A 20,507-nucleotide genomic window follows, 5' to 3' on the forward strand; every position below is an offset into this window, starting at 1 on the left:
CTGTCAAATTCTACGTGACCGCCGGTTTGGTCTTCTGACGGCTCTGGTTGGGTTTTTGGCGCGAATTAATATTGCTTATGGCTCCGTCAGACCTGCAAATGCGCTTTCTGGGCAGACACTATCTTATTGTTTGATCACCTTCGTTGTTCGTCGCTTATCGCCCGAAACGAGGGTCATGAAGTACATACCCGCCGACAGGTTAAGGTTTGGCAAAACGAATGCAGAAAGGCCAACGGACGTAAAACTTGTCTGCCACACGACCCGTCCGGCCAAGTCGACCAGCGTCGCGTTTAGGGGTACGTTAGGATCGATCTCGCCCCACTGAACGGCCAGGGGCTCCCGCTCGCTGAACGGATTTGGGTACACCAGGAGCTGACTGTATGTGCTAGCAATGGCCGATGCACGCTCGAAATTTGGAATGCCGTAGCCCAGTTGATCATCGGGTGTTGTGTATTGACTGCCCGACTGGCGCAGACTCGCCGTCACCTGAGCGGCCGTCAGTTTGGGATGCGATTGCCAGAAACCAGCGGCTAACCCGGCAATGAGCGGTGTTGCAAATGAGGTGCCATCCCCTGACGAAATAAAGCCGGTTCCGCTGGGGTAACCGACTATCGTACCCTGACCTCGGGCGGCTAAATCGGGCTTTATGCGACCATCGGCCGATGGACCAAATGAACTGAACGATGCCCGCTGCCCGGCCTGAGTAACGGCACCAATGGCCAGAACAGAAACCGCGTCAGAAGGAGTTGAGATGTAATGCCACGATTTACTGCCTTCGTTACCAGCGGCAACAACCACGACCATGCCCGTTTCGGTTGCAATCTGAGCTGCCCGGCTGCAAAGAGCCGTTTTCCCATCCATGTTTTGGTAGGTATAATTGGTCGAAACGTCGTCAAACTCGGTATAACCCAATGACGAGCTGATTACGTCGACACCGGCACTATCGGCGTATTCTGCGCCAAACAGCCAGTTCGCTTCCTCAACACGGCTTTCTGAAAAAGCATCTTCGGTGCGCAGCAAAACAAACGACGCTTTATACGCTGTTCCGTAAAGCTGGTTGTCAGCGGTGGCCGCTATCGCTGATAGACAGGAAAGGCCATGATAGTCGTCTTCATAAACGCTGGTTTCTTTCCGGACAAAGTCGTACGTTCCCAACACGCGATTTTCATCGAAAACAGGTTTGAGAAAAGAGACCCGATTGGCATTCAGAAACCCGGCGTCCAGCACAGCGATCAGCATACCCTCACCCTGATAGCCTTGCTGGTGCATCTTGTCCGCGCCAATCTGTTCGATCTGGGATTTTGAGTCGCCATAATTCAGCGGCTCGGTGGCACTGACTTTTGCAAACTTGTTGATCGTAGTTTCGTTCGTTTCGGCGCTGATACGGGCGTTGCTGAGCGAGCGGCCAAATTCCAGTCCCTTGACAAACGAAAGTTTTTGAATCGTCGCAATCGTCGCGTCCGTGGCTTCGACCAGTACCGCATTGAGCCAGCGCGAAGGAAACCAGATTTTAGCGCCCGTCTGCTGGAGTTGGGTTATGTAGGCGGGGTTGACCGGTAAGTCGCGCTCAAGAACGGCAATGTTCTGCTTCTGTCTCCGCAGAATAGCCCGCTGGGACAGAAACTGATCGGGTCGGTTGATGCTGTACGGAGAACTGGCCTTATCGCGCAGAAGAACGAGGTATTTGCGGGTCGTCTGACCAAAGCTATGGCCGTACACCAGACTGAACAGGAGCAGTAGCCAGACTACTTTATTTGTTGCCGTATTATTGGATGCGGTAAATTTGTCGAATACCATAGTCAATCTGATAGGTTCCTGTGCAGGCAGATACGGATCGAGTGACGCTGAGCAATGACCGTCACTATTTCCTTGAACTCTCTATCGAAAACGCGGTAAGGTTGTCCGCTATTGCGCACGTGATACGCATCCGCACCCGCTGTGTTGAGGCTGTTGCCATTCCACGCTGACTGGTCACTGGCGGGAGAGGGTAATTTACTGAAATTCCGACCATTCTGCGTACGGATTGCTACATTGTTGACTACTCAATCAACTCAGAAAATCTAGCTGTAGACAAACTGAATCAAGAGCAATAGGGCGACAAAAATGATCATGAGGTAGGTGAAGGAAACATACGCGATGGCGTAAATCCGGCTGCGGTCAACGATCTACAGAAGACCCATCACAGCCACAATGAGTGGCCTACTATTTGACAACGTACCGAATGCGGGACTATAATTGACCGGAATCTTCCGGCGAACGAGCCAAAGCGAAACTGATACCGTCAGTATGGGCAACACGTGGATCGCCAGATTCGTAGCCCTGCTGTTTTGCCATTCAAACAGGAACAGATAAACGTTGAGGTTACGGCAAAAATGCCGGGAATACAGGCTACATATACCAGAAACGCATGCCGCCATGTCCAGCCATCTTCTGCCGTTTATCCTGACCACAAGTTGATTGGAAACGTGAGGATTGCACCGACATCAGGAGCAGGATCATCGGTTGGCCCGACACAGCCTCAAAAACGCCCTAAAGTATCAGGAAGGAAACTTGCTAATCGTGCTTTATAAAGAACATTAGTCAGTAGGCACTTGATACGCCATATCGGGGAGATATGGCGTATCAAGTGCCTACTAACCAACACTAAATTAGGCTTTTGTTAGCTCCCCGTCTACGTTACGCCAGATGCCAAGCGGGTTAGCCTTTTGCAAGGCCAGTGGCAACAGCGCATCCGGAAAACTCTGGAAGGTGAAGGGCCGCACAAACCGCAGAATGGCTCCTGTACCGACCGATGTACTACGTCCGCCATCGGTAGTTGCCGGGAATGGGCCAGCGTGGGTCATGGCTTCGGCCACTTCGACCCCGGTTGGAAAACCACCGAACAGCACCCGTCCGGCTTTCGCCTGCAACATAGAAACCCAATCAAACGCCGACTGACTGAGCTCATCGGTCGTGGCATAGAGGGTAGCGGTCAACTGTCCTTCGAGCGTTTCCAGGCATTCGGCCAGTTCGGCTTCGGTCTGGCAGGTGATAATCAGCGAAGTGGGCCCGAATACCTCGTCGCTTAACGTTGGGCTGCACAGGAAAATCGGGGCTGTTGTTGTCAGAATAGCGGGTCTGCCTTCGGTGCGACTTTCTTCGGAAGGCGTTTCTGATTCGGCCAGCACACGAACACCGGGTATGACCCGATTGTGCTGAACGCTTTTCTGGTAGTTCTGGCAAATACCCGCATTGAGCATGGTTGCCGGAGCCGAAGCCCGTATTTTGTCGGCAACGGCTTCCAGAAAAACGTCCGTCTGTGGTGAGTCAAGCAGGAACACAAGACCGGGATTCGTACAGAACTGACCGACGCCGAGCGTGACTGATGCGGCCAGGCCTTCAGCTACGTTTACTGCATTTTCCTGAACGGCTCCCGGCAGCACGACAACTGGATTAACCGCGCTCATTTCAGCATACACCGGAATGGGTTCCGCACGATCCTGGGCCACTTTCTGCAAAGCCAAGCCGCCCGCCCGTGATCCGGTGAAACCGACCGCCTTTACGGCTGGGTGAGCCACTAACTGTTGCGCGACTTCGTTGTCGGCATGCAGCAGGGAAAAGACGCCGTCGGGCATCCCTGTTTTGGTCGCTGCCGCAGCAATGGCCTGACCGACCAGCGATGAGGTACCAGGATGCGAAGGGTGGGCCTTGAAAACAACCGGGCAGCCCGATGCCAGCGCCGACGCCGTATCACCACCAGCCACCGAGAATGCCAGGGGAAAGTTACTGGCACCAAACACCACCACTGGACCCAGAGGAACCAGCATCTGGCGCAGATCGGGGCGGGGCAGGGGCTGACGATCGGGGAGAGCCGGGTTGATACGGGCGTCTACCCAGGAGCCTTCACGGAGTAGTTTGGCAAACATCCGGAGCTGACCCGTCGTACGACCCCGCTCGCCGGACAGACGACCGGTGGGAAGGCCGCTTTCCAGAACGGCCCGTTCTATGAGCGCATCACCGAGCGCTTCAATTTCCGTGGCGATGGTATCCAGAAAATCAGCGCGTTGGTTTGGATGGAGTTTTTTGTACCCGGCAAACGCGGTGGCTGCTTTTTCGACAGCCTCATTGGCCTGTTCGCTGGATACATTGGTGAATTCATCGGCTAACGGCTCGTGAATCGAAGGAGCGAAGGCGTTGAAAAAGTCGCCCTCGCCAGCAACGGCTTCACTACCAATGAAGTTTGCCGTAAGTGGGTTTTGAAAAGTTGACATGCTACTAGATAAGTGATCAGGAGTGATGGCTGTCGAGAAGGTCTAAAATAACCGGGCGGCAGGGTCAATCAGGTTGTCGTTAAAATCGTAATCGTCATTGTGCAGCGCGGGCGTGTTTTCTCCCGCGCCGATGCCAAACATAGCGCCTTTATGCGTCTGCGTGAATAAACCGAAATCTTCACCCCATTTAAAGGGTTCCTGCTTGTCGATAAATTCATAACCGAGTCGTAACGCGCTGCTTTTGATTTGGGCAAACGCGTCGGGGTGGTTCTGATTGGCAAAAAAGGCTTCGGTAAAAGCCGTTTCAGTAGTAATGCCGCTGCCGTCGCAAAGGTTCGATAACGTAGTCAGTAACTGCTTCGTCAGCGCGTCCATCCGCTCATTATTCCGGGTTCTGAGCGTCAAATGAACTTCACCATACCCGGCTGAAATGCCATACGATTTCTCGCCTAGTGTGCTGTATATGGGTGTTAGCAGGGCAAAATCAGCGGAATTGGGGTCCGGGTTTTCAAGTTCCTTACTCGCCAGCGTGAAGCGGGCCATCAGATAAGCAGGATTCAACCCTTTTTCGGGTTCCGCCGAATGCGAAACCTTTCCTTTGAACGTCACGATCAGGCTTTTGACCGCAGCCGTGAAGTCGCCTGGCTTGCAGACAATTACCCCTTGCTCGTAACCCGGCAAATTGTGCAGCGCAAAAACGAGGTCGGGCCGAATGGAAGCGAAGGCCGGGTCATGCAATACAGCTTCGGCGCCTTGTCCGTTCTCTTCGGCGGGCTGAAAAACCAAAAAGACCCGACCTTTGACCGGCGGTTTTTCGCTTAATAACGAAGCCAGACGCGTCAGAATGGCTGCGTGACCATCGTGACCACACTTGTGTGATACGCCTTCACGGAGCGATTTATGAGCAAACTCATTGGCTTCCTGAATGGGTAATGCGTCAATATCAGCCCTGATTAGCGTCACGGGTCCTGACAAGTCATTCCCGTACTGGAGCAATAAGCCGGTTTTGCCAACTTCCGTGATGCTGACCGGACTAAACCGACTGACAAAGTCCCTGATGCGCCGTTGCGTATCGAACTCCTGGCCGGAGACTTCGGGAAACCGATGAAGCTCGCGTCGGAAGGCAACAAATAAGTCCGGGTTTTCTAGAGGCATAGGCAGCGGAAAATCAGAAAAGTGTAGCGCCGACGAAGGAGCTACATGAATGAACAGCGATCGCTATACCATCGTCCCAACCCGCTCCAGCAGGGCCTTTGTTTTACGGATACCTTCGTATTCGTCAACCTTATCGCCTTCATATTCGATGCCGGCAATGCCTTTAAAGCCACTGTCTTTGACAATTTTCAGGATGCGGCTGTAATCCGTTTCAACGCAATTGCCACTGGCATCAAACGTGTACGTTTTAGCCGAAACGCCTTTGGCGTAAGGGAGCAGTTCCTGCGTGCCCTGGTAGCGGTCATATTCTTCCGAACAGGTGTGGTTTTCGCCCCGTTTGAGACAGAAATTGCCAAAGTCAGGCAGCGTTCCGACGTTTTTCATGTCCACCTTCTTCATGACATCTGACAGCCACTTTCCGTTTGACGAGTAGCCGCCGTGGTTCTCGACAATGACGTTGATATTCATCGTTTTGGCAAATTCGCCCAGTTTGCCGAGCCCTTCAACGGCAGCATTGGCTACTTCTTCGGCAGTACCGTTGCCAGCCGCATTGACCCGAATGGTTTTGCAGCCCAGGTATTTGGCGCATTCGACCCAGCGGTGGTGGTTTTCAATAGCTTTCATTCGTTCAGCCGCATCCGTAGCCCCCAGATTTCCTTCGCCATCGATCATAATGAGGTGGTTCGAAATGCCGTTGTCTTTGCAGCGGGTTAGCAGATCGTTCAGATACGTTTTGTCCTGCGCCTTATCTTTGAAAAACTGGTTGACGTATTCGACAATGCTGATATCGAACTCCTTACGGGCAATGCCCGGAAAATCCAGGTTGGTTATTTTTTTCGCGAAGAGTGCTTTGTGCAACGACCACTCGGCCAGTGAAATATCGAAGAATAGTTTCTTCTTGGTGACTTCAGCATAGATGGCGGGTGTAATCGACAGGGCGGCCAGTGATCCGGCAGCCTGCTTTAAAAACGAACGACGATTCGTGTTCATAACGGAACGGGTTTGGTAGATGAGTTTTCGTAAACAAAAGACAGCTATCCCCGCCAAAAAACCAAGCGGGCAGTCAGGACGTGAACGAAGAAAAGTGCGCATACCGGCATAGTTACCTGCGCTTCGGCCGTTTTCTTTGTAATTTGCGCCAATCGACTTCCTAGTGACTGATGATTTCTTTTGACACGATCCGTGAGGCTCACGACCGCATTCGGCCTCATATTCACCGTACCGCCGTCTTAACGAACCAAACGATTAATGACCGGGCTGGTGCCGACCTGTTTTTTAAGTGTGAGAACTTTCAGAAAATAGGCGCGTTCAAAGCGCGGGGCGGTCTGAACGCCGTTCTACAAGTGGCCGCTAATCAGGAAGGCCATTCCGTTACAACCCACTCGTCGGGCAATCACGCGCAGGCCGTTGCCTTTGCCGCCCGACAGGTTGGACTGCCTGCCTATATTGTCATGCCACGCACGGCTCCACAAGTCAAGAAAGATGCTGTTCGGGGGTATGGCGCGGAGGTGATCGAGTGCGAACCAACGCTCGACGCGCGTGAGGCCGGTGTGCGGGCGGTTATGGAACGTACCGGCGCGGTACTGGTTCATCCCTTCGACGACGATCGCGTGATTGCCGGACAAGCTACGGCGACCAAAGAATTGATCGAAGATTTCGGGATGGACAACGCGTTCGATACTATTCTGGCCCCGGTTGGTGGTGGGGGATTACTCAGCGGTACTTCGCTCACAACGCATTTTATGTCGCCCTCGACCCGCGTGATTGCCGGTGAACCGGAAGGGGCGGCCGATGCCGTGCTGTCGTTTCGGAGTGGTCAGGTCGAAAAAGCGCCCTACATCAATACCATCGCCGACGGTTTGATGACGAGTCTGAGCGAACGCACGCTTCGCATCATTCGTGAGCATGTCACCGAGATTCTAACCGTGTCTGATCCGGAGATTATTGCGGCCATGCGGCTGGTGTGGGAGCGAATGAAAATTATCATTGAGCCCTCGTGCGCGGTGCCGTTGGCGGTCGTGCTGAAACACAAAAATCAATTCGCGGGACAACGTATCGGCATTATTTTAACCGGCGGAAATGTAGACCTGGGCAAGCTGCCCTTTTAAAATTACCGGTCGGATTAACACACAAAATGAAAGCAAGTTTACAGTCGGTACTTCACGATGCCCAGTTACGGTGGCTACTGCTCATTTCCTTAGTAATTCAGCTCGTTTTTTGCATTACACAAGTTGGTTTTTTACATCCGGATCAGCATTTTCAATTAATCGAGTTTTCGTCCTGGCAGCTGGGTGAGCCATCGGGCGCTACCGGCGTGTGGGAGTTGAAAAGCCACATCCGACCAACCGTGCAGGTGTATTTCTTTTCGGGCTTTATACAAATTTGCCGATTCTTCCATCTGTACGACGCTTATGCACAATTAGTAGTCCTGCGGCTTATTTTCGGGGTACTTGGCTTTGTCGTATTCAACGCCATCGGGATCCATTATTTTAAATCGGACAGACGGCTGTTGGTGTTGGTACTGCTGTTAATCAACCTGTCATGGTCGCTACCGTATGTTCGTACCTTATTTAGTTCGGAGATCGCATCATCAATTGTTTTCTTCGGGGCCGTTTTGCTGTACGAACTAAAAAAAGAAAAGTTTCTCTATGTCGTGTTGGTGGGTTTTCTGTTTAGCCTGGCCTTTTACTGTCGCTTTCAGATAGCATTCAGTATCATGGGTTTTGGGGTCTGGATGCTCCTCATCGAACGAAAATATGCCCGTCTGCTTCCGCTAGCGATTGGCTTTGCTGTAGGCATAGGCATTAATCTAGTTCTGGATTATAATTTTTATCATCAGCTTGTCATCACGCCATACGACTACTATCGGGTAAATATTGTCGAAGGTAAAGCGGCAGAGTTCGGCACGTCTAGTTTCATCTGGTATATCCTGATGCTGACGTTGGTTGTTGGCGCACCACCGTTTAGTCTATTTTTATTTTATTACAGTCTGAAAGGAGCCATAAAAGAGTACCGGCAGCCGATTGTTTTTGCCGTGGTGTTCTTCGTGCTGGGTCACTGTCTGGTGGCTCATAAAGAAGAGCGGTTTTTATTCCCGATCGTACTGGTTATGCCCATTATTGCCGGCTGGGGATTGGCTTCGTTTATTGGCTATTATGAACAGGCTACAAAAGGTATACGTGCGGTCATAAAAGGACTTATGAATGTTAGCATAGGCCTGAACGTGTTGATTCTGGCCTTATTTCTGATTCTGAATCCGTATTATCAGTCCATCGAATTTTCGCGCAAGCTGGTAAACAAGTTCAAGGGGGCAACGGCCACAATTTATTGCATCGACCATACACCCTTTGAAACGGAGAGTCATCTGCAACTGATGTTTTATCGCCGGAGTGCTCCGAATATCGATCTCGTCGAAATGCATGATGCAGATTCAACGCGTCAGTTAAACAATGTGTGGCTGGCAACTACGTACAACGACGCAAAAGATAAGCTTCCGCTTTTGGATAGTCTTGGTTTTAAACCACAGCTTTATTCATCAACGCCGTTATGGCACGTCAATGAGTGGCTACAGTCAAAGGATATAAACACCATTAATAATATCTGGGTGCTGTACAAAAAAGAATAGACAGAATAGTTGTAGCGCGGGAGGAATACCGCGATTTTTAGCTAGCCAGGGCGGGATTCTTGATGAGCACTGTGTAAGTATCTTCGTGCATCCTGATCTGATTCGTAGCCAGCCAGGGCGGGATTCCTCCCGCGCTACAAAACGCATGCAGCAACCGTAAGGCGGGGCGGATCGGTGATTCATAACTTGCCAGACATTGGTATTTTTTGTTGGGCGAGTACTAGATTGATCTGTAGTATGTTAGCGTAAAGCAGTAACTTTTCCGGAGTAAATTCGCGCTTCTCTGGGGAAATTTCCGTACTTTTACATCCCGTAACGACCTAAACAGGTTTCAATCATGGCGGCTACGGGACCAAAATCCGCGAAATATATTTTTGTTACGGGCGGGGTAACTTCATCACTTGGCAAAGGCATCATTGCCTCTTCACTGGCCAAACTACTTCAATCACGGGGGCTTACGGTAACGATCCAGAAATTCGATCCGTATATCAACATCGACCCCGGCACACTCAATCCATACGAACACGGCGAATGCTACGTAACGGACGACGGAGCCGAAACGGACCTTGATCTGGGTCACTACGAACGCTTCCTGAACCGACCAACGTCGCAGGCCAACAACATCACGACGGGTCGTATTTACAACAACGTCATCACTCGCGAACGTCGGGGCGATTTCCTGGGCAAAACCGTTCAGGTGGTGCCGCACATTACCGATGAGATCAAGCGCAACATCAAACTTCTCGGCGAGACGGGCGAATACGACATCGTCATCACTGAGATTGGCGGCTGCGTGGGCGATATTGAGTCGCTGCCGTTTGTCGAAGCCGTTCGTCAGTTGAAGTTCGAACTCGGCGAAAAAGATACGCTTGTCATTCACCTGACTCTGGTACCGTACCTGCAATCGGCGGGTGAACTGAAAACGAAACCAACGCAGCACTCGGTCCGGATGCTCCTCGAAAATGGGGTTCAGCCCGACATTATTGCTTGCCGCACGGAACACCCGTTACCGCAGGATATCCGGCGTAAGATTGCTCAGTTCTGTAATGTTCAGGTCAGTTCGGTGATTGAAGCTATCGATGCCCAAACGATTTACGACGTGCCGCTGCTGATGCAGAAGGAGCGTCTCGATCAGCGGGCACTCTATATGCTGGACCTGTACAATGACAAAGACGCTGATCTGGATGCGTGGAAAGCGTTTCTGGGACGGCTTAAAAATCCGGGTGATGTCATCAAAATTGGCTTGGTTGGTAAGTACGTCGAGCTGCACGACGCGTATAAATCGATCGCCGAATCATTTATTCATGCCGGTGCGTCGAATGAGTGCAAAGTGCAGCTGGAATGGATTCAGTCGGAAACGCTGGTCGATGAACACCACTGCGCCGAAACGCTGCGTCACCTGGACGGCGTGCTGGTAGCGCCCGGATTCGGGGAGCGCGGCATCGACGGCAAAATCAACGCGGTGCGCTTCGTGCGGGAAAACAATATTCCGTTCCTGGGCATTTGCCTTGGTATGCAAATGGCTGTTATCGAATACGCCCGGAACGTGATGGGCATTGACGATGCGCACTCGACGGAAATGGAACCGCACACGCAAAATCCGGTCATCAGCATGATGGAAGAACAGAAAACCATCACGGATAAAGGCGGAACGATGCGACTGGGTGCGTATGCGTGTAAACTCAAGCGCGATTCGCTGGCTCACCACATCTACGGAAAGATGCAGATCAGTGAGCGTCATCGTCACCGCTACGAATTCAATAACGACTACCTCGATCGGTTCGAAAAAGCGGGACTTCGCCCAACGGGGATTAATCCGGATACAGGCCTGGTCGAAATTGTTGAGCTGACCAATCACCCCTGGTTTGTGGGCGTGCAGTTCCACCCGGAGTTGAAAAGTACCGTTATGAACCCCCATCCGCTGTTTGTGCAGTTCGTTCACGCTGCCCTTACCTACAACCAGCAGAAACGCGCTACGCCCGCTCCTGTAGAAACTGCCGACGTGGTTGATTAACCGGGCAGATTGGCGTAATTTTGCCGGAAATTAAGTTTGTGGTTTGTCGTTTACGGTTTGCCGTTAAAAAGGACGATGACCGGTAAACGATAAACCACGAACGTCAACTAAAAAAAATGGATCGTAATCAAATTATTGGCATTGTCCTGATTCTGGCGATGCTGGTCGGCTACCAGCTGCTGGTGCCGAAACCCGCGCCCGAGAAAAAGGCTGCCCAAATCACGCAGACAACAAAACCAACGACGGCATCGGGAGCTGAGGCTGCCATCAGTAAAGCGGAACAACCACTCGATTCAGCGGCTGCGAAGGCTCAGTTTGGTGATTTTGCTACGGTAGCGTCCGGCGAAGCCCGCGATATTGTCGTTGATAACAAAGACATAAAAGTAACCTTCAGCACGCAGGGTGGTCGGGTAAAAGAAGTTATCCTCAAAAACTACAAAACGTACGACCAGAAACCACTGGTGCTGATCGACGACCAGAGCAGCAAAACACTGCTAGAATTGCCAACTAACCGGGGCAAGGTCGATTTGCACCAGCTTTATTACCAGACAACAGCCCAGAGTGGAACGGTTGGTGGTCAGCCGCAGCAGATCGTTTTTCGGGCGGAGGTTGCACCGGGACAATCGGTTGAGCAGGTCTATACCATTCCGACGGAAGGCTATGTGTTAGAGTATGGGCTGAAGCTGAATGGCCTCGCCAATACGGTCACGAACGACAACATCCGGTTCTTCTGGGAAGACAAGATGCGTCAATACGAAAACGACTTGTCGAACAACCGGCGGGCGGCTACGATCGACTACCTGACCGCCGATGAGAACTTCGAGAAACTGACGGAAGGCGAGAGCAATCAGGAAGTTACCGTAGAGGAACCCGTTCAGTGGTTCACGGTTAAGCACAAGTATTTTCTGGCGGGTTTCGTGGCGAAGAATAGCCCGATGCCCAAAGCGAATTTTAAGACGCTGGTCGATCCGGCTGACAGCAGTGTTGTTAAAACGGCGGTGGCTGATGTAACGCTACCAATGGCTGACGTGAAAGCCGGTAAAGGTCAATACAAGTTTTACTACGGTCCCAACGATTTTCAGTTGCTGGGTAGTGTCGCCCCCGAATTTGACCAGAACGTTTACTTAGGATATTCGATCCTGAAGCCGATCAACAAATACTTCTTCGTGCCCGTCTTCAACCTGCTTGAGAAGTTTATCTCCAATTATGGCTTGCTGATCATTGCCCTCGTTGTGTTCGTGAAATTGCTGCTGACCCCACTGACTTACAAGTCGTACGTGAGCATGGCTAAAATGCGGGTGCTGGCACCGGAGATCGCTGAGATCAAGGAGCGCGTTGGTGAAGACATGACCAAGCAGCAATCGGAGCAGATGAAACTGTATCAGGAAGTGGGTGTAAGTCCACTGAATGGTTGTATCCCGGTGCTGGCTACCATGCCGATCCTGTTTGCGCTGTTCATGCTCTTCCCGAACCTGATCGAACTGCGTCAGAAACCATTTCTGTGGGCGAGTGACCTGTCGACCTACGATGCGTTCATTACGTTCCCAACGATCCCGTTTATCGGCGGCCACCTGAGTTTGTTTACCGTGTTGATGACCGCGTCGTCGATCGCGTATGCTTACTACAATAACCAGACTACGCCGACCCAGCCAGGACCGGTAAACATGAAAGCGCTGAGCTATATTTTTCCGTTGATGTTCATGTTCGTGCTGAATTCGTATCCGGCTGGTCTGACGTTCTATTACTTTGTGTCGAACGTGGTCACGATCACGCAACAGCAGCTGATTCGCCGGTTTGTTGACGAAGATAAAATTAAAGCGGTACTGGACGAAAATCGTCGGAAAAACGCCAATGGGGAGGGCAAGAAGCCGGGTGGTTTTCAGGCACTGCTTCAGAAGCAACTGGCCGCTGCCGATGAGGCTCGCAAGCAGGCCGAAGAAGCCCAACGCAAAGCAAAACAGAAGAAATAAAGGATGGGTATTGAATAAACCAGTCGGCTTGTTCTTATAACTCATTCCTGATTTTTACCTATTTTTCAACAAAAGCAACGCGTCGGCGTTGCTTTTGTGCATTAACCCAACTAAATACCATGATTGGCAGGTTACACTGGCTTAAACTCATCGCACTTTGCTGGCTCTGGTTTCAGACCATAGCGTTGGCAACAGCGCAGGTTTCTCCTGAGGGACTGAGACGCTATAAAGCCGCTGTTCAGCTGGTGCAGGCCGGTAATTATGAACGGGCTAAAGCGGATCTGAATGCCATCATTCAGCGGGAAGATCAGCTAGCGCCCTACGCACATTACTATTATGCCATAGCTGCGTTCCGGCAGAAGAACTTTAGTCAGGCACGGTTGATGATCAAGCAACTGATGACGCGTTATCCCGACTGGCGAAAAATGGATGATGCCAACTACCTGTTGGCGGCTATCTGTATGGAAGCAGGTCAGTACGAAGACGGGTTAGAGGCCATCCAGCAGATTCGCAACTCTACGTTTCGCACGGACGTTGCCAAACTGGAACAAACCTTTCTGGGGCGAATCACGAACCTGAATCAACTAAAACAGCTGAACAAGGAATTTCCGGACGATCGGGCTGTTGGCCTCGCGTTGATCGACCTGATCCAGCGGACGGCTACCGATAAAGATGATCTGGAGTTGTCGGACCGTCTGACTAACCGCTTTGGCGTACCGGGCTCTGCCCTGCCCAGAACAACCACAACGACGCCCACGGCTACATCGACAACCAGTTCGACGGTAACCGCAACGACGATGCAGCCCGCCCGCAACGCTCGGCCGAAAGGCTATTTCAACGTTGCGGTGATGTTTCCCTTCCGGGTGGATGAGTTCAGTCCCGATAAACGGTTGCGCGCCAATCAGTACGTGTATGACCTCTACAGTGGTATTAAGCAAGCCAAAGCCAAACTACAGGAAGAGGGTATTACCGTAAATCTGTTCGCCTACGACCTCGATAATGACGCGAATAAGGCGCTTGAACTGGTTAACAGTCCTGCTTTTTCGCAAACCGACCTGATTATTGGTCCGCTGTATGTAGAACCGAACCGCATTGCCGCAGCGTTTGCCAACCAGAAAAATATCCTGTTGCTGAACCCCATCGCTACCAGCAGCGATCTGGTAGCGAACCAGCCAATGGCTTTTCTGGCGCAGCCATCTCTAAACCACCAAGCCGAAAAAGTGGCTGAGTTTGCCCGTACGCTGAATGGTTCGCGCCGGGTAGCCATCTACTTCGGGTCTGCCCGAAAGGACTCCTTACTGGCTATCGCGTATCAGAACGAGTTGAAGCGGCAGAATTATCAGGTTGTCGAGCTCAAGAAAGTGAGCAGTTCGGCTCAGGCCATGGCCGATGCCATGCAGTTCTCGGGTACAGCGACGCCACCCCGTACGGCCACGGCTGTGACACCCGTTACGCTGGGACACGTTTTTCTGGCTAGCAGCAATGAAGACGAGGGTGCGCGCCTACTGGAAGCATTAAGTCGTCGAAAAGTGAGTGGACCGTTGATTGCCACGGCTTCTGCGTTTGATCTCTACAAAAACTCGACATCGACGTTTTCGCGTCGGGAGCTATACCTGCTTTATCCTGACTTCATTGACGCATCGCGGGAGCCAGTTACCGAGTTTCAGGAGCAGTATCTGGCTAAGCGGAACACCATACCATCCGTGTTTGCCAGCCAGGGCTACGACATGATGCTGTTTTTTGGCCGTCAACTGGCGAAAAATGGGACTCAGTTTCAGAACAGAAGCACCCTTCGCTCGGATACAGACGATTATCTGCTATCGGGCTTCGACTACAGCAGAAATAATGAAAATCAAGTCGTGCCGATCGTGAAATTCGAGGATGGGCGATTCATAAAAGTAAACGAGTAAACGAACGAATGCGTGAAGGAGGCTCATTTGCCCGGCCGATCCGTCACGCATCCGTATTTTCAGTTATGACGACAAGCGAACAATTATTTGAAAAAGCGAAAACGCTGATTCCCGGTGGCGTCAATTCACCCGTACGGGCATTCCGGTCTGTAGGCGGTTCGCCCGTATTTATTAAATCGGCCAAAGGTCCCTACCTCTACGATGAAGATGGGCGGGAATATATCGAACTGATCAATTCCTGGGGGCCAATGATTCTGGGCCATGCGTTCGAGCCCGTCGAAAAAGCGGTTCGGGATGCGATTCAATATTCGTTTTCCTTCGGTGCGCCGACGCGGAAAGAAGTCGAAATGGCCGAACTGATCACCAATATGGTTCCTTCGGTCGAGAAGGTCCGAATGGTTAATTCGGGCACCGAAGCGACCATGGCCGCTATTCGGGTCGCGCGGGGCTTTACGGGCCGGGACAAGATCATCAAGTTTGAAGGGTGCTACCACGGCCATGCCGACTCCTTCCTGATTGCGGCTGGAAGCGGGGCCATGACAATGGGCATTCCCGATAGTCCCGGCGTAACGAAAGCAACTGCTGCCGACACATTGACGGCACCGTTTAACGATCTGGCGGCTGTCGAAAAGCTGCTGGACAATAACCATAATCAGGTAGCCGCCATCATTCTTGAGCCGGTCGTGGGCAATATGGGCTGCGTATTGCCTGAACCCGGTTTTCTGGAAGGCGTTCGGTCCCTATGCGACAAACACGATGCACTGCTGATTTTTGATGAAGTGATGACCGGTTTTCGACTGGCCAAAGGCGGTGCGCAGGAACGGTTTGGCATTACGCCCGACTTGACGACGATGGGTAAAATTATTGGGGGAGGAATGCCCGTCGGTGCTTACGGCGGACGCGCTGACATTATGGACATCGTGGCTCCGGCAGGGCCAGTTTATCAGGCGGGTACGCTTTCCGGAAATCCTATTGCTATGTCGGCGGGGCTAGCCATGCTGCATCATCTGAACGACCATCCGGAGGTGTATACGCGATTGGATCAAATTGGCGAGACGCTGGTAAATGGTTTTCGGGCGTCGTTAGTGAAACTAGGGCTGAACTACACGATCAACCACATCGGGTCGATGTTCACGCTGTTCATGACCGAACGTTCCGTGACGAACTTTACCGAAGCCAAATCCTGTGATCTGCCGCTGTTTGGTCGCTATTTTCACGCGATGCTGAAACGCGGGGTTTATCTGGCTCCGTCGCAGTTCGAGAGTTTATTTTTGTCCGTTGCCCTGACGGATGACCTGACTGCACAAATCATTCAGGCCAACGAAGAGAGTTTACAGGAAGCACTGGCCGAGCATGATAATTAAAGGCGTACTTTTTGATTTCGATGGTACACTAGCCGATACGTTACCGCTCTGTATTCGGGCGTTTCGCTCATCGATCGAGCCAAGACTTGGGCGTTCGGTGAGCGATGCAGAGATCATTGCCACGTTTGGGCCATCGGAAGAAGGCACCATCAAAGCGCTCATTCCGGACGCGTACGAGGAGGGTGTGGCTGCTTACCTGAGTCATTACGAGCAACTTCATGTCGACTATCCGGAGCTGTTGCCGGGCGTACAAGCGCTGTTAACCGATCTGAACGCTAAAGGAGTGAAGCTGGCGCTGGTGACGGGGAAAGGCCAATTCAGTGCCGCCATGTCTCTGGATTTCTATCAGCTAACGTCCTGTTTCAGTGCCTTCGGTTACGGCGATCAGGCGGTCAACAGTAAAGCGCGGAACATAACCCGGATTGTGCATGACTGGCAGTTGCCGCTGGATGAAGTCATTTACGTTGGCGACGCACCCAGCGACATTACGGCCTGTCGGGAGGCTGGGGTATTCATCGCATCGGCAGCCTGGGCATCGACCGCTGAACCGGACGTGTTGAAGGCTCACCATCCCGACGAATTGTTTGCGTCGATAGACTCGTTCCGAATCTGGTTGTTTGACCGTCTGCACTGATGTTTTTTTCCGTCATCATTCCTATTTTCAATCGTCCCGACGAGTTGCGCGAACTGCTGGTTAGCCTGACCAGACAGACGTATACGAACTTTGAGGTCGTCGTTGTCGAAGATGGGTCCACCATCAAATCGGACGGCGTTGTCGACTTGTTCACCAATCAGCTTGCGATTCGCTATTTTTTTAAAGAAAACTCCGGGCAGGGCTTCACGCGAAACTCCGGGTTTGAACGGGCATCGGGTGACTATTTCGTGATTTTTGATTCAGATGCGCTGATACCTCCGCATTATTTCGCGACGGTTAACCAACGGCTGCAAACCGATTGGCTTGATGCTTATGGTGGCCCCGATGCGGCTCATCCCGATTTTACACCCGTTCAGAAAGCAATTAGCTACTCCATGACGTCGCCCTTTACAACGGGTGGTATTCGGGGGAGTAAGAAAAATCTAGGTGGTACGTATCACCCCCGCAGCTTCAATATGGGCCTGTCTCGGCAGGTGTGGGAAACCATCGGAGGGTATCGGTTGAGCCGGATGGGCGAGGACATCGAGTTTGCCATCCGGATCATTGAAAACAACTTCCGGACGGGGCTGATTCCGGATGCGTTCATCTACCACAAACGACGGACGAGTTTTGGTCAGTTTTTCCGGCAGTTGCGGTTTTTTGGCCGGGCCCGTATCAACATTTCGCGCTACTATCCGAATGAGCTGAAATTCGTTCATGCCATTCCAGCTCTGTTTACCTTGTTCGTGTTTTCGATTCCGCTCTGGGCATTGATCAGTCCAATCCTGTTCTGGCTTGCCGTAAGTGTTGTTGTGCTGATTGCGCTCCTTATCTTTATTGACGCTACCCGAAAGGAGCGCAGTATGAAAATAGGCTTACTAAGTGTGAGAGCCGCCTTTACGCAGTTGATCGGCTACGGCGTTGGTTTTTTGGGCGAAGGCTGGAAACGGTTCCGGGAGCCCAAAGGGTTTCGGGAAACGGGGGCTACCATCGAATACCCTTCATAAGTGGTATCGTTGATAAAAAACACGAGGATCAATAGTAAATAGTTGGTTTCGCTCAACGAATCCCAGTTCCTATACGTTATATTTCCAACGGATAGTTGTCGACACTTATAATGACCAAGCTTGCAAAACCACCAGGACAGAAGTTAGTTCAACGCATGAGCACTCGCACCAAGGGGCTGATTATAGCGCCTTTGGGCCTGTTTTTGTTCAGCGCGGGACTTTGTGTGTTTAGCATAGCGGTTCAGGCTAGACATGATGGGGCGACGTTCCAGCAATGGTTCCTGTGGGGGGTGTATAGTCTGATTCTGCTGAATGGCGGGCTACTGCTCTTTGGGCAGGCGGTTCGGTATCGCGCTCAGCTGGACTATCGGCGGTTTGTGCGTCGTGAACTCAAAAAGCGGGATCGCGAATGGGCCAGATCGCTCCAGAAACGAAAAGCCCCGCCGGGTAAGAGCGAGGCTTGATGCTGATTGAGTATCAGTTGGTCAAACCGGTAATTTGTTGGCTAATACGCCAATAGCCGGTTCTTCAGTGCTCAAATTAAGCAGCTTTCTTTTCGGCGAAAGAGGCTTTGATTGCTTCAACGTCTACGTTTTTGATGATCGGTTTACGCAGCAATTGTTTGATGGCATTGACTTTGTTATTCGCGATAGCGCGGTTCCGGCGGCCTTTGCGTTTTAGTTCAGTTACTCCCATGACTATATCTTAGTTTACTTGTCGGTTCGATTTTTGAAGTGCAAAAGTACAGCTTTTTAGACAGAATTTACAGCATTATCGGGAATTTTCACGGATAACCCGCCCAGAAATCCATTTTTGTAAAGCGATCTGTCTTATAAATAGCTATATTTTCTTCAAAAACTCGGTTCTCAGAACAATACTCATACCACCTACTTTGCAATCTACTTCGTCGGGATCGTCGGTAAGGCGAATCTTTTTGACGGTTGTACCTCGTTTCAATGTTGTCGAAGCACCTTTTACTTTCAGGTCTTTAATGAGGGTTACGGTGTCGCCATCGGCTAATGTGTTGCCGTTGCTATCTTTTACGTCCATTTGTGGGATATTTACGTAGGGCCGCAAAGCTATAAAGAAGCCGCTAAAAGACAGCCCTGCCGAACGGAATTACAGCATGCACCGGATTTTATTACAGCACCTCCTGCTTATCCTGTAGTCCTGTCCACTAATTTTGCAGCATGCAGAAACCAACAGTAACAAAAGGAACGAGAGACTTTGGGCCGGAGCAAATGAGCAAACGGCTATTCATATTCGATACCATTCGGAAAACATTCAAGTCCTTTGGCTTTTTACCCCTCGAAACGCCTTCCATGGAAAACCTGTCGACACTGACGGGTAAGTACGGCGATGAAGGCGATCAGCTTCTTTTTAAAATCCTGAACTCCGGTGACTTTGCCGCTGGCCTGACCGATGCTGATGTACAGGCAGGATCGAAAAAGTTGACCCCGAGGATTGCCGAGAAAGGGTTACGTTACGATCTGACGGTGCCTTTTGCCCGGTATGTAGTCATGAATCGGAACAGCCTTACGCTGCCATTCAAACGCTACCAGATGCAACCCGTCTGGCGGGCCGATCGTCCGCAGAAAGGCCGCTATCGGGAATTTTACCAGTGCGATGCCGATGTGGTTGGCACCGATTCGCTACTGTGCGAAGCCGAGATTGTGTTGATGATCCATGAAGTCTTCCGGAATCTGGGCATCATTGATTTTACGCTGAAGATCAATAATCGTAAAATTCTGGCTGGTATTGCCGACGTGATCGGTGCGCCGGGACAGGAAAGTGCGTTAAGCGTAGCGATTGACAAGCTCGATAAGATTGGGAAGGATAAAGTGCTCGATGAACTGCGCGAACGTGGTTTTGCCGAAGAAGCCATCAACCGCCTAGAGCCAATGTTTGGCCTGGGGAGCAAAAATACTGTCGAGGTAATCGGGCAACTGAAAGCATGGCTCTCCGCTTCGGAGACGGCCAATCAGGGTATTGCTGAACTGGAAGAGACGCTGCGATTGGTGGATCAATACGGCCTGGCCGATGCGCGCGTGGAAATCGATCCGACGCTGGCGCGGGGCTTATCGTACTATACCGGTGCTATTTTTGAGGTCAAAGCTAATGGCGTTCAGATTGGCAGCGTGAGTGGAGGTGGTCGTTACGACAACCTGACGGGTACGTTTGGCATGCCCGGTCTGTCGGGTGTTGGTATTTCGTTTGGCGTCGATCGAATCTACGACGTAATGGACGAACTAAGTCTGTTTCCGGCATCGGCAGGGCAGGGGACTCGAGTGCTTATTGTGCCTTTCGATGGGGATGCCCGCTCGGTTGCACTGCCCCTGCTAAGTCAGCTGCGTAAAGCGGGTGTGGCTGCCGAAGTGTATCCGGACCTGGCGAAAGTGAAGAAAATGCTCGATTACGCCAACGCAAAAGCCATTCCGTTTGTGATCCTGATCGGTTCCGAAGAAGTGCAGACGGGTATGTTATCGATCAAAAACATGGTCACTGGCGAACAAACGAAAGTAAGTGTAGCCGACAGTATTCAGGTTGTGCAGGAATCGTAGACAGATATGAGAGGACT

At 51.5% G+C, this 20,507-nt stretch carries 16 protein-coding genes; 10 read left to right on the top strand and 6 right to left on the bottom strand.

Annotation, left to right across the window (positions count from 1 at the left end; translation table 11 throughout):
* Positions 1-123 precede the first annotated feature (123 nt).
* From GK091_RS10675 to GK091_RS10690, 4 genes are all read right to left on the bottom strand, one after another.
* Positions 124-1,797 (bottom strand): S8 family serine peptidase, encoded by a 1,674-nt coding sequence (locus GK091_RS10675; protein ID WP_164037169.1) that lies wholly within the window; start codon positions 1,795-1,797, stop codon positions 124-126.
* Between the two features lie 851 nt (positions 1,798-2,648).
* A complete protein-coding gene (locus tag GK091_RS10680) occupies positions 2,649-4,250 on the bottom strand; it encodes an aldehyde dehydrogenase (NADP(+)) (protein WP_164037172.1) in 1,602 nt (533 codons plus the stop codon).
* A 42-nt stretch (positions 4,251-4,292) separates the two neighbouring features.
* Positions 4,293-5,405 carry an amidohydrolase gene (locus tag GK091_RS10685; RefSeq protein WP_164037175.1) on the bottom strand — a complete coding sequence of 371 codons (1,113 nt, stop codon included), beginning with the start codon at positions 5,403-5,405 and terminating at the stop codon, positions 4,293-4,295.
* 63 nt (positions 5,406-5,468) lie between these two features.
* Positions 5,469-6,395, bottom strand: coding sequence for a sugar phosphate isomerase/epimerase family protein (locus GK091_RS10690; protein ID WP_164037178.1), 927 nt, complete (start codon positions 6,393-6,395; stop codon positions 5,469-5,471).
* Positions 6,396-6,565: 170 nt separating this feature from the next.
* Here GK091_RS10690 and GK091_RS10695 point away from each other — a divergent pair, with 170 nt between their 5' ends.
* From GK091_RS10695 to GK091_RS10735, 9 genes are all read left to right on the top strand, one after another.
* Complete coding sequence (locus GK091_RS10695; RefSeq protein WP_164037182.1) at positions 6,566-7,513, top strand: pyridoxal-phosphate dependent enzyme; 948 nt, start codon at positions 6,566-6,568, stop codon at positions 7,511-7,513.
* 26 nt (positions 7,514-7,539) lie between these two features.
* Positions 7,540-9,030 (top strand): glycosyltransferase family protein, encoded by a 1,491-nt coding sequence (locus tag GK091_RS10700; protein ID WP_164037184.1) that lies wholly within the window; start codon positions 7,540-7,542, stop codon positions 9,028-9,030.
* Between the two features lie 337 nt (positions 9,031-9,367).
* On the top strand, positions 9,368-11,044 hold the full coding sequence (locus GK091_RS10705) for a CTP synthase (protein WP_164037187.1): 1,677 nt from the start codon (positions 9,368-9,370) through the stop codon (positions 11,042-11,044).
* Between the two features lie 116 nt (positions 11,045-11,160).
* A complete protein-coding gene (yidC, locus tag GK091_RS10710) occupies positions 11,161-13,014 on the top strand; it encodes a membrane protein insertase YidC (protein WP_164037192.1) in 1,854 nt (617 codons plus the stop codon).
* Positions 13,015-13,133: 119 nt separating this feature from the next.
* Positions 13,134-14,924, top strand: coding sequence for an ABC transporter substrate-binding protein (locus tag GK091_RS10715; protein ID WP_164037195.1), 1,791 nt, complete (start codon positions 13,134-13,136; stop codon positions 14,922-14,924).
* A 65-nt stretch (positions 14,925-14,989) separates the two neighbouring features.
* On the top strand, positions 14,990-16,288 hold the full coding sequence (gene hemL, locus GK091_RS10720) for a glutamate-1-semialdehyde 2,1-aminomutase (protein WP_164037197.1): 1,299 nt from the start codon (positions 14,990-14,992) through the stop codon (positions 16,286-16,288).
* Positions 16,278-16,922 carry an HAD family hydrolase gene (locus tag GK091_RS10725; protein WP_164037200.1) on the top strand — a complete coding sequence of 215 codons (645 nt, stop codon included), beginning with the start codon at positions 16,278-16,280 and terminating at the stop codon, positions 16,920-16,922. The genes hemL and GK091_RS10725 overlap by 11 nt, the downstream gene beginning before the upstream one ends.
* Positions 16,922-17,929 carry a glycosyltransferase gene (locus tag GK091_RS10730; RefSeq protein WP_164037203.1) on the top strand — a complete coding sequence of 336 codons (1,008 nt, stop codon included), beginning with the start codon at positions 16,922-16,924 and terminating at the stop codon, positions 17,927-17,929. Before GK091_RS10725 ends, GK091_RS10730 begins: the two co-directional genes overlap by 1 nt.
* Positions 17,930-18,084: 155 nt before the next feature.
* Positions 18,085-18,393: a hypothetical protein gene (locus GK091_RS10735; RefSeq protein ID WP_394351864.1), complete on the top strand. Its 309-nt coding sequence runs from the start codon at positions 18,085-18,087 to the stop codon at positions 18,391-18,393.
* A gap of 76 nt (positions 18,394-18,469) precedes the next feature.
* On the opposite strand, the gene GK091_RS29370 is transcribed toward GK091_RS10735, so the two are convergent.
* Together GK091_RS29370 and GK091_RS10740 are read right to left on the bottom strand one after the other, a co-directional pair.
* Positions 18,470-18,625, bottom strand: a complete 156-nt coding sequence (locus tag GK091_RS29370) for a hypothetical protein (protein WP_170312641.1) — start codon at positions 18,623-18,625, stop codon at positions 18,470-18,472.
* Positions 18,626-18,769: 144 nt separating this feature from the next.
* Positions 18,770-18,979, bottom strand: coding sequence for a zinc ribbon domain-containing protein YjdM (locus tag GK091_RS10740; protein WP_164037209.1), 210 nt, complete (start codon positions 18,977-18,979; stop codon positions 18,770-18,772).
* A 140-nt stretch (positions 18,980-19,119) separates the two neighbouring features.
* Here GK091_RS10740 and hisS point away from each other — a divergent pair, with 140 nt between their 5' ends.
* The gene (gene hisS, locus GK091_RS10745) at positions 19,120-20,490 is read left to right on the top strand and encodes a histidine--tRNA ligase (protein ID WP_164037212.1); all 1,371 of its coding nucleotides are present in this window, start codon (positions 19,120-19,122) and stop codon (positions 20,488-20,490) included.
* The last annotated feature ends 17 nt before the right edge of the window (positions 20,491-20,507 follow it).

The sequence above is a fragment of the Spirosoma agri genome (genome assembly GCF_010747415.1).
Classification (GTDB): Bacteria; Bacteroidota; Bacteroidia; order Cytophagales; family Spirosomataceae; genus Spirosoma; species Spirosoma agri.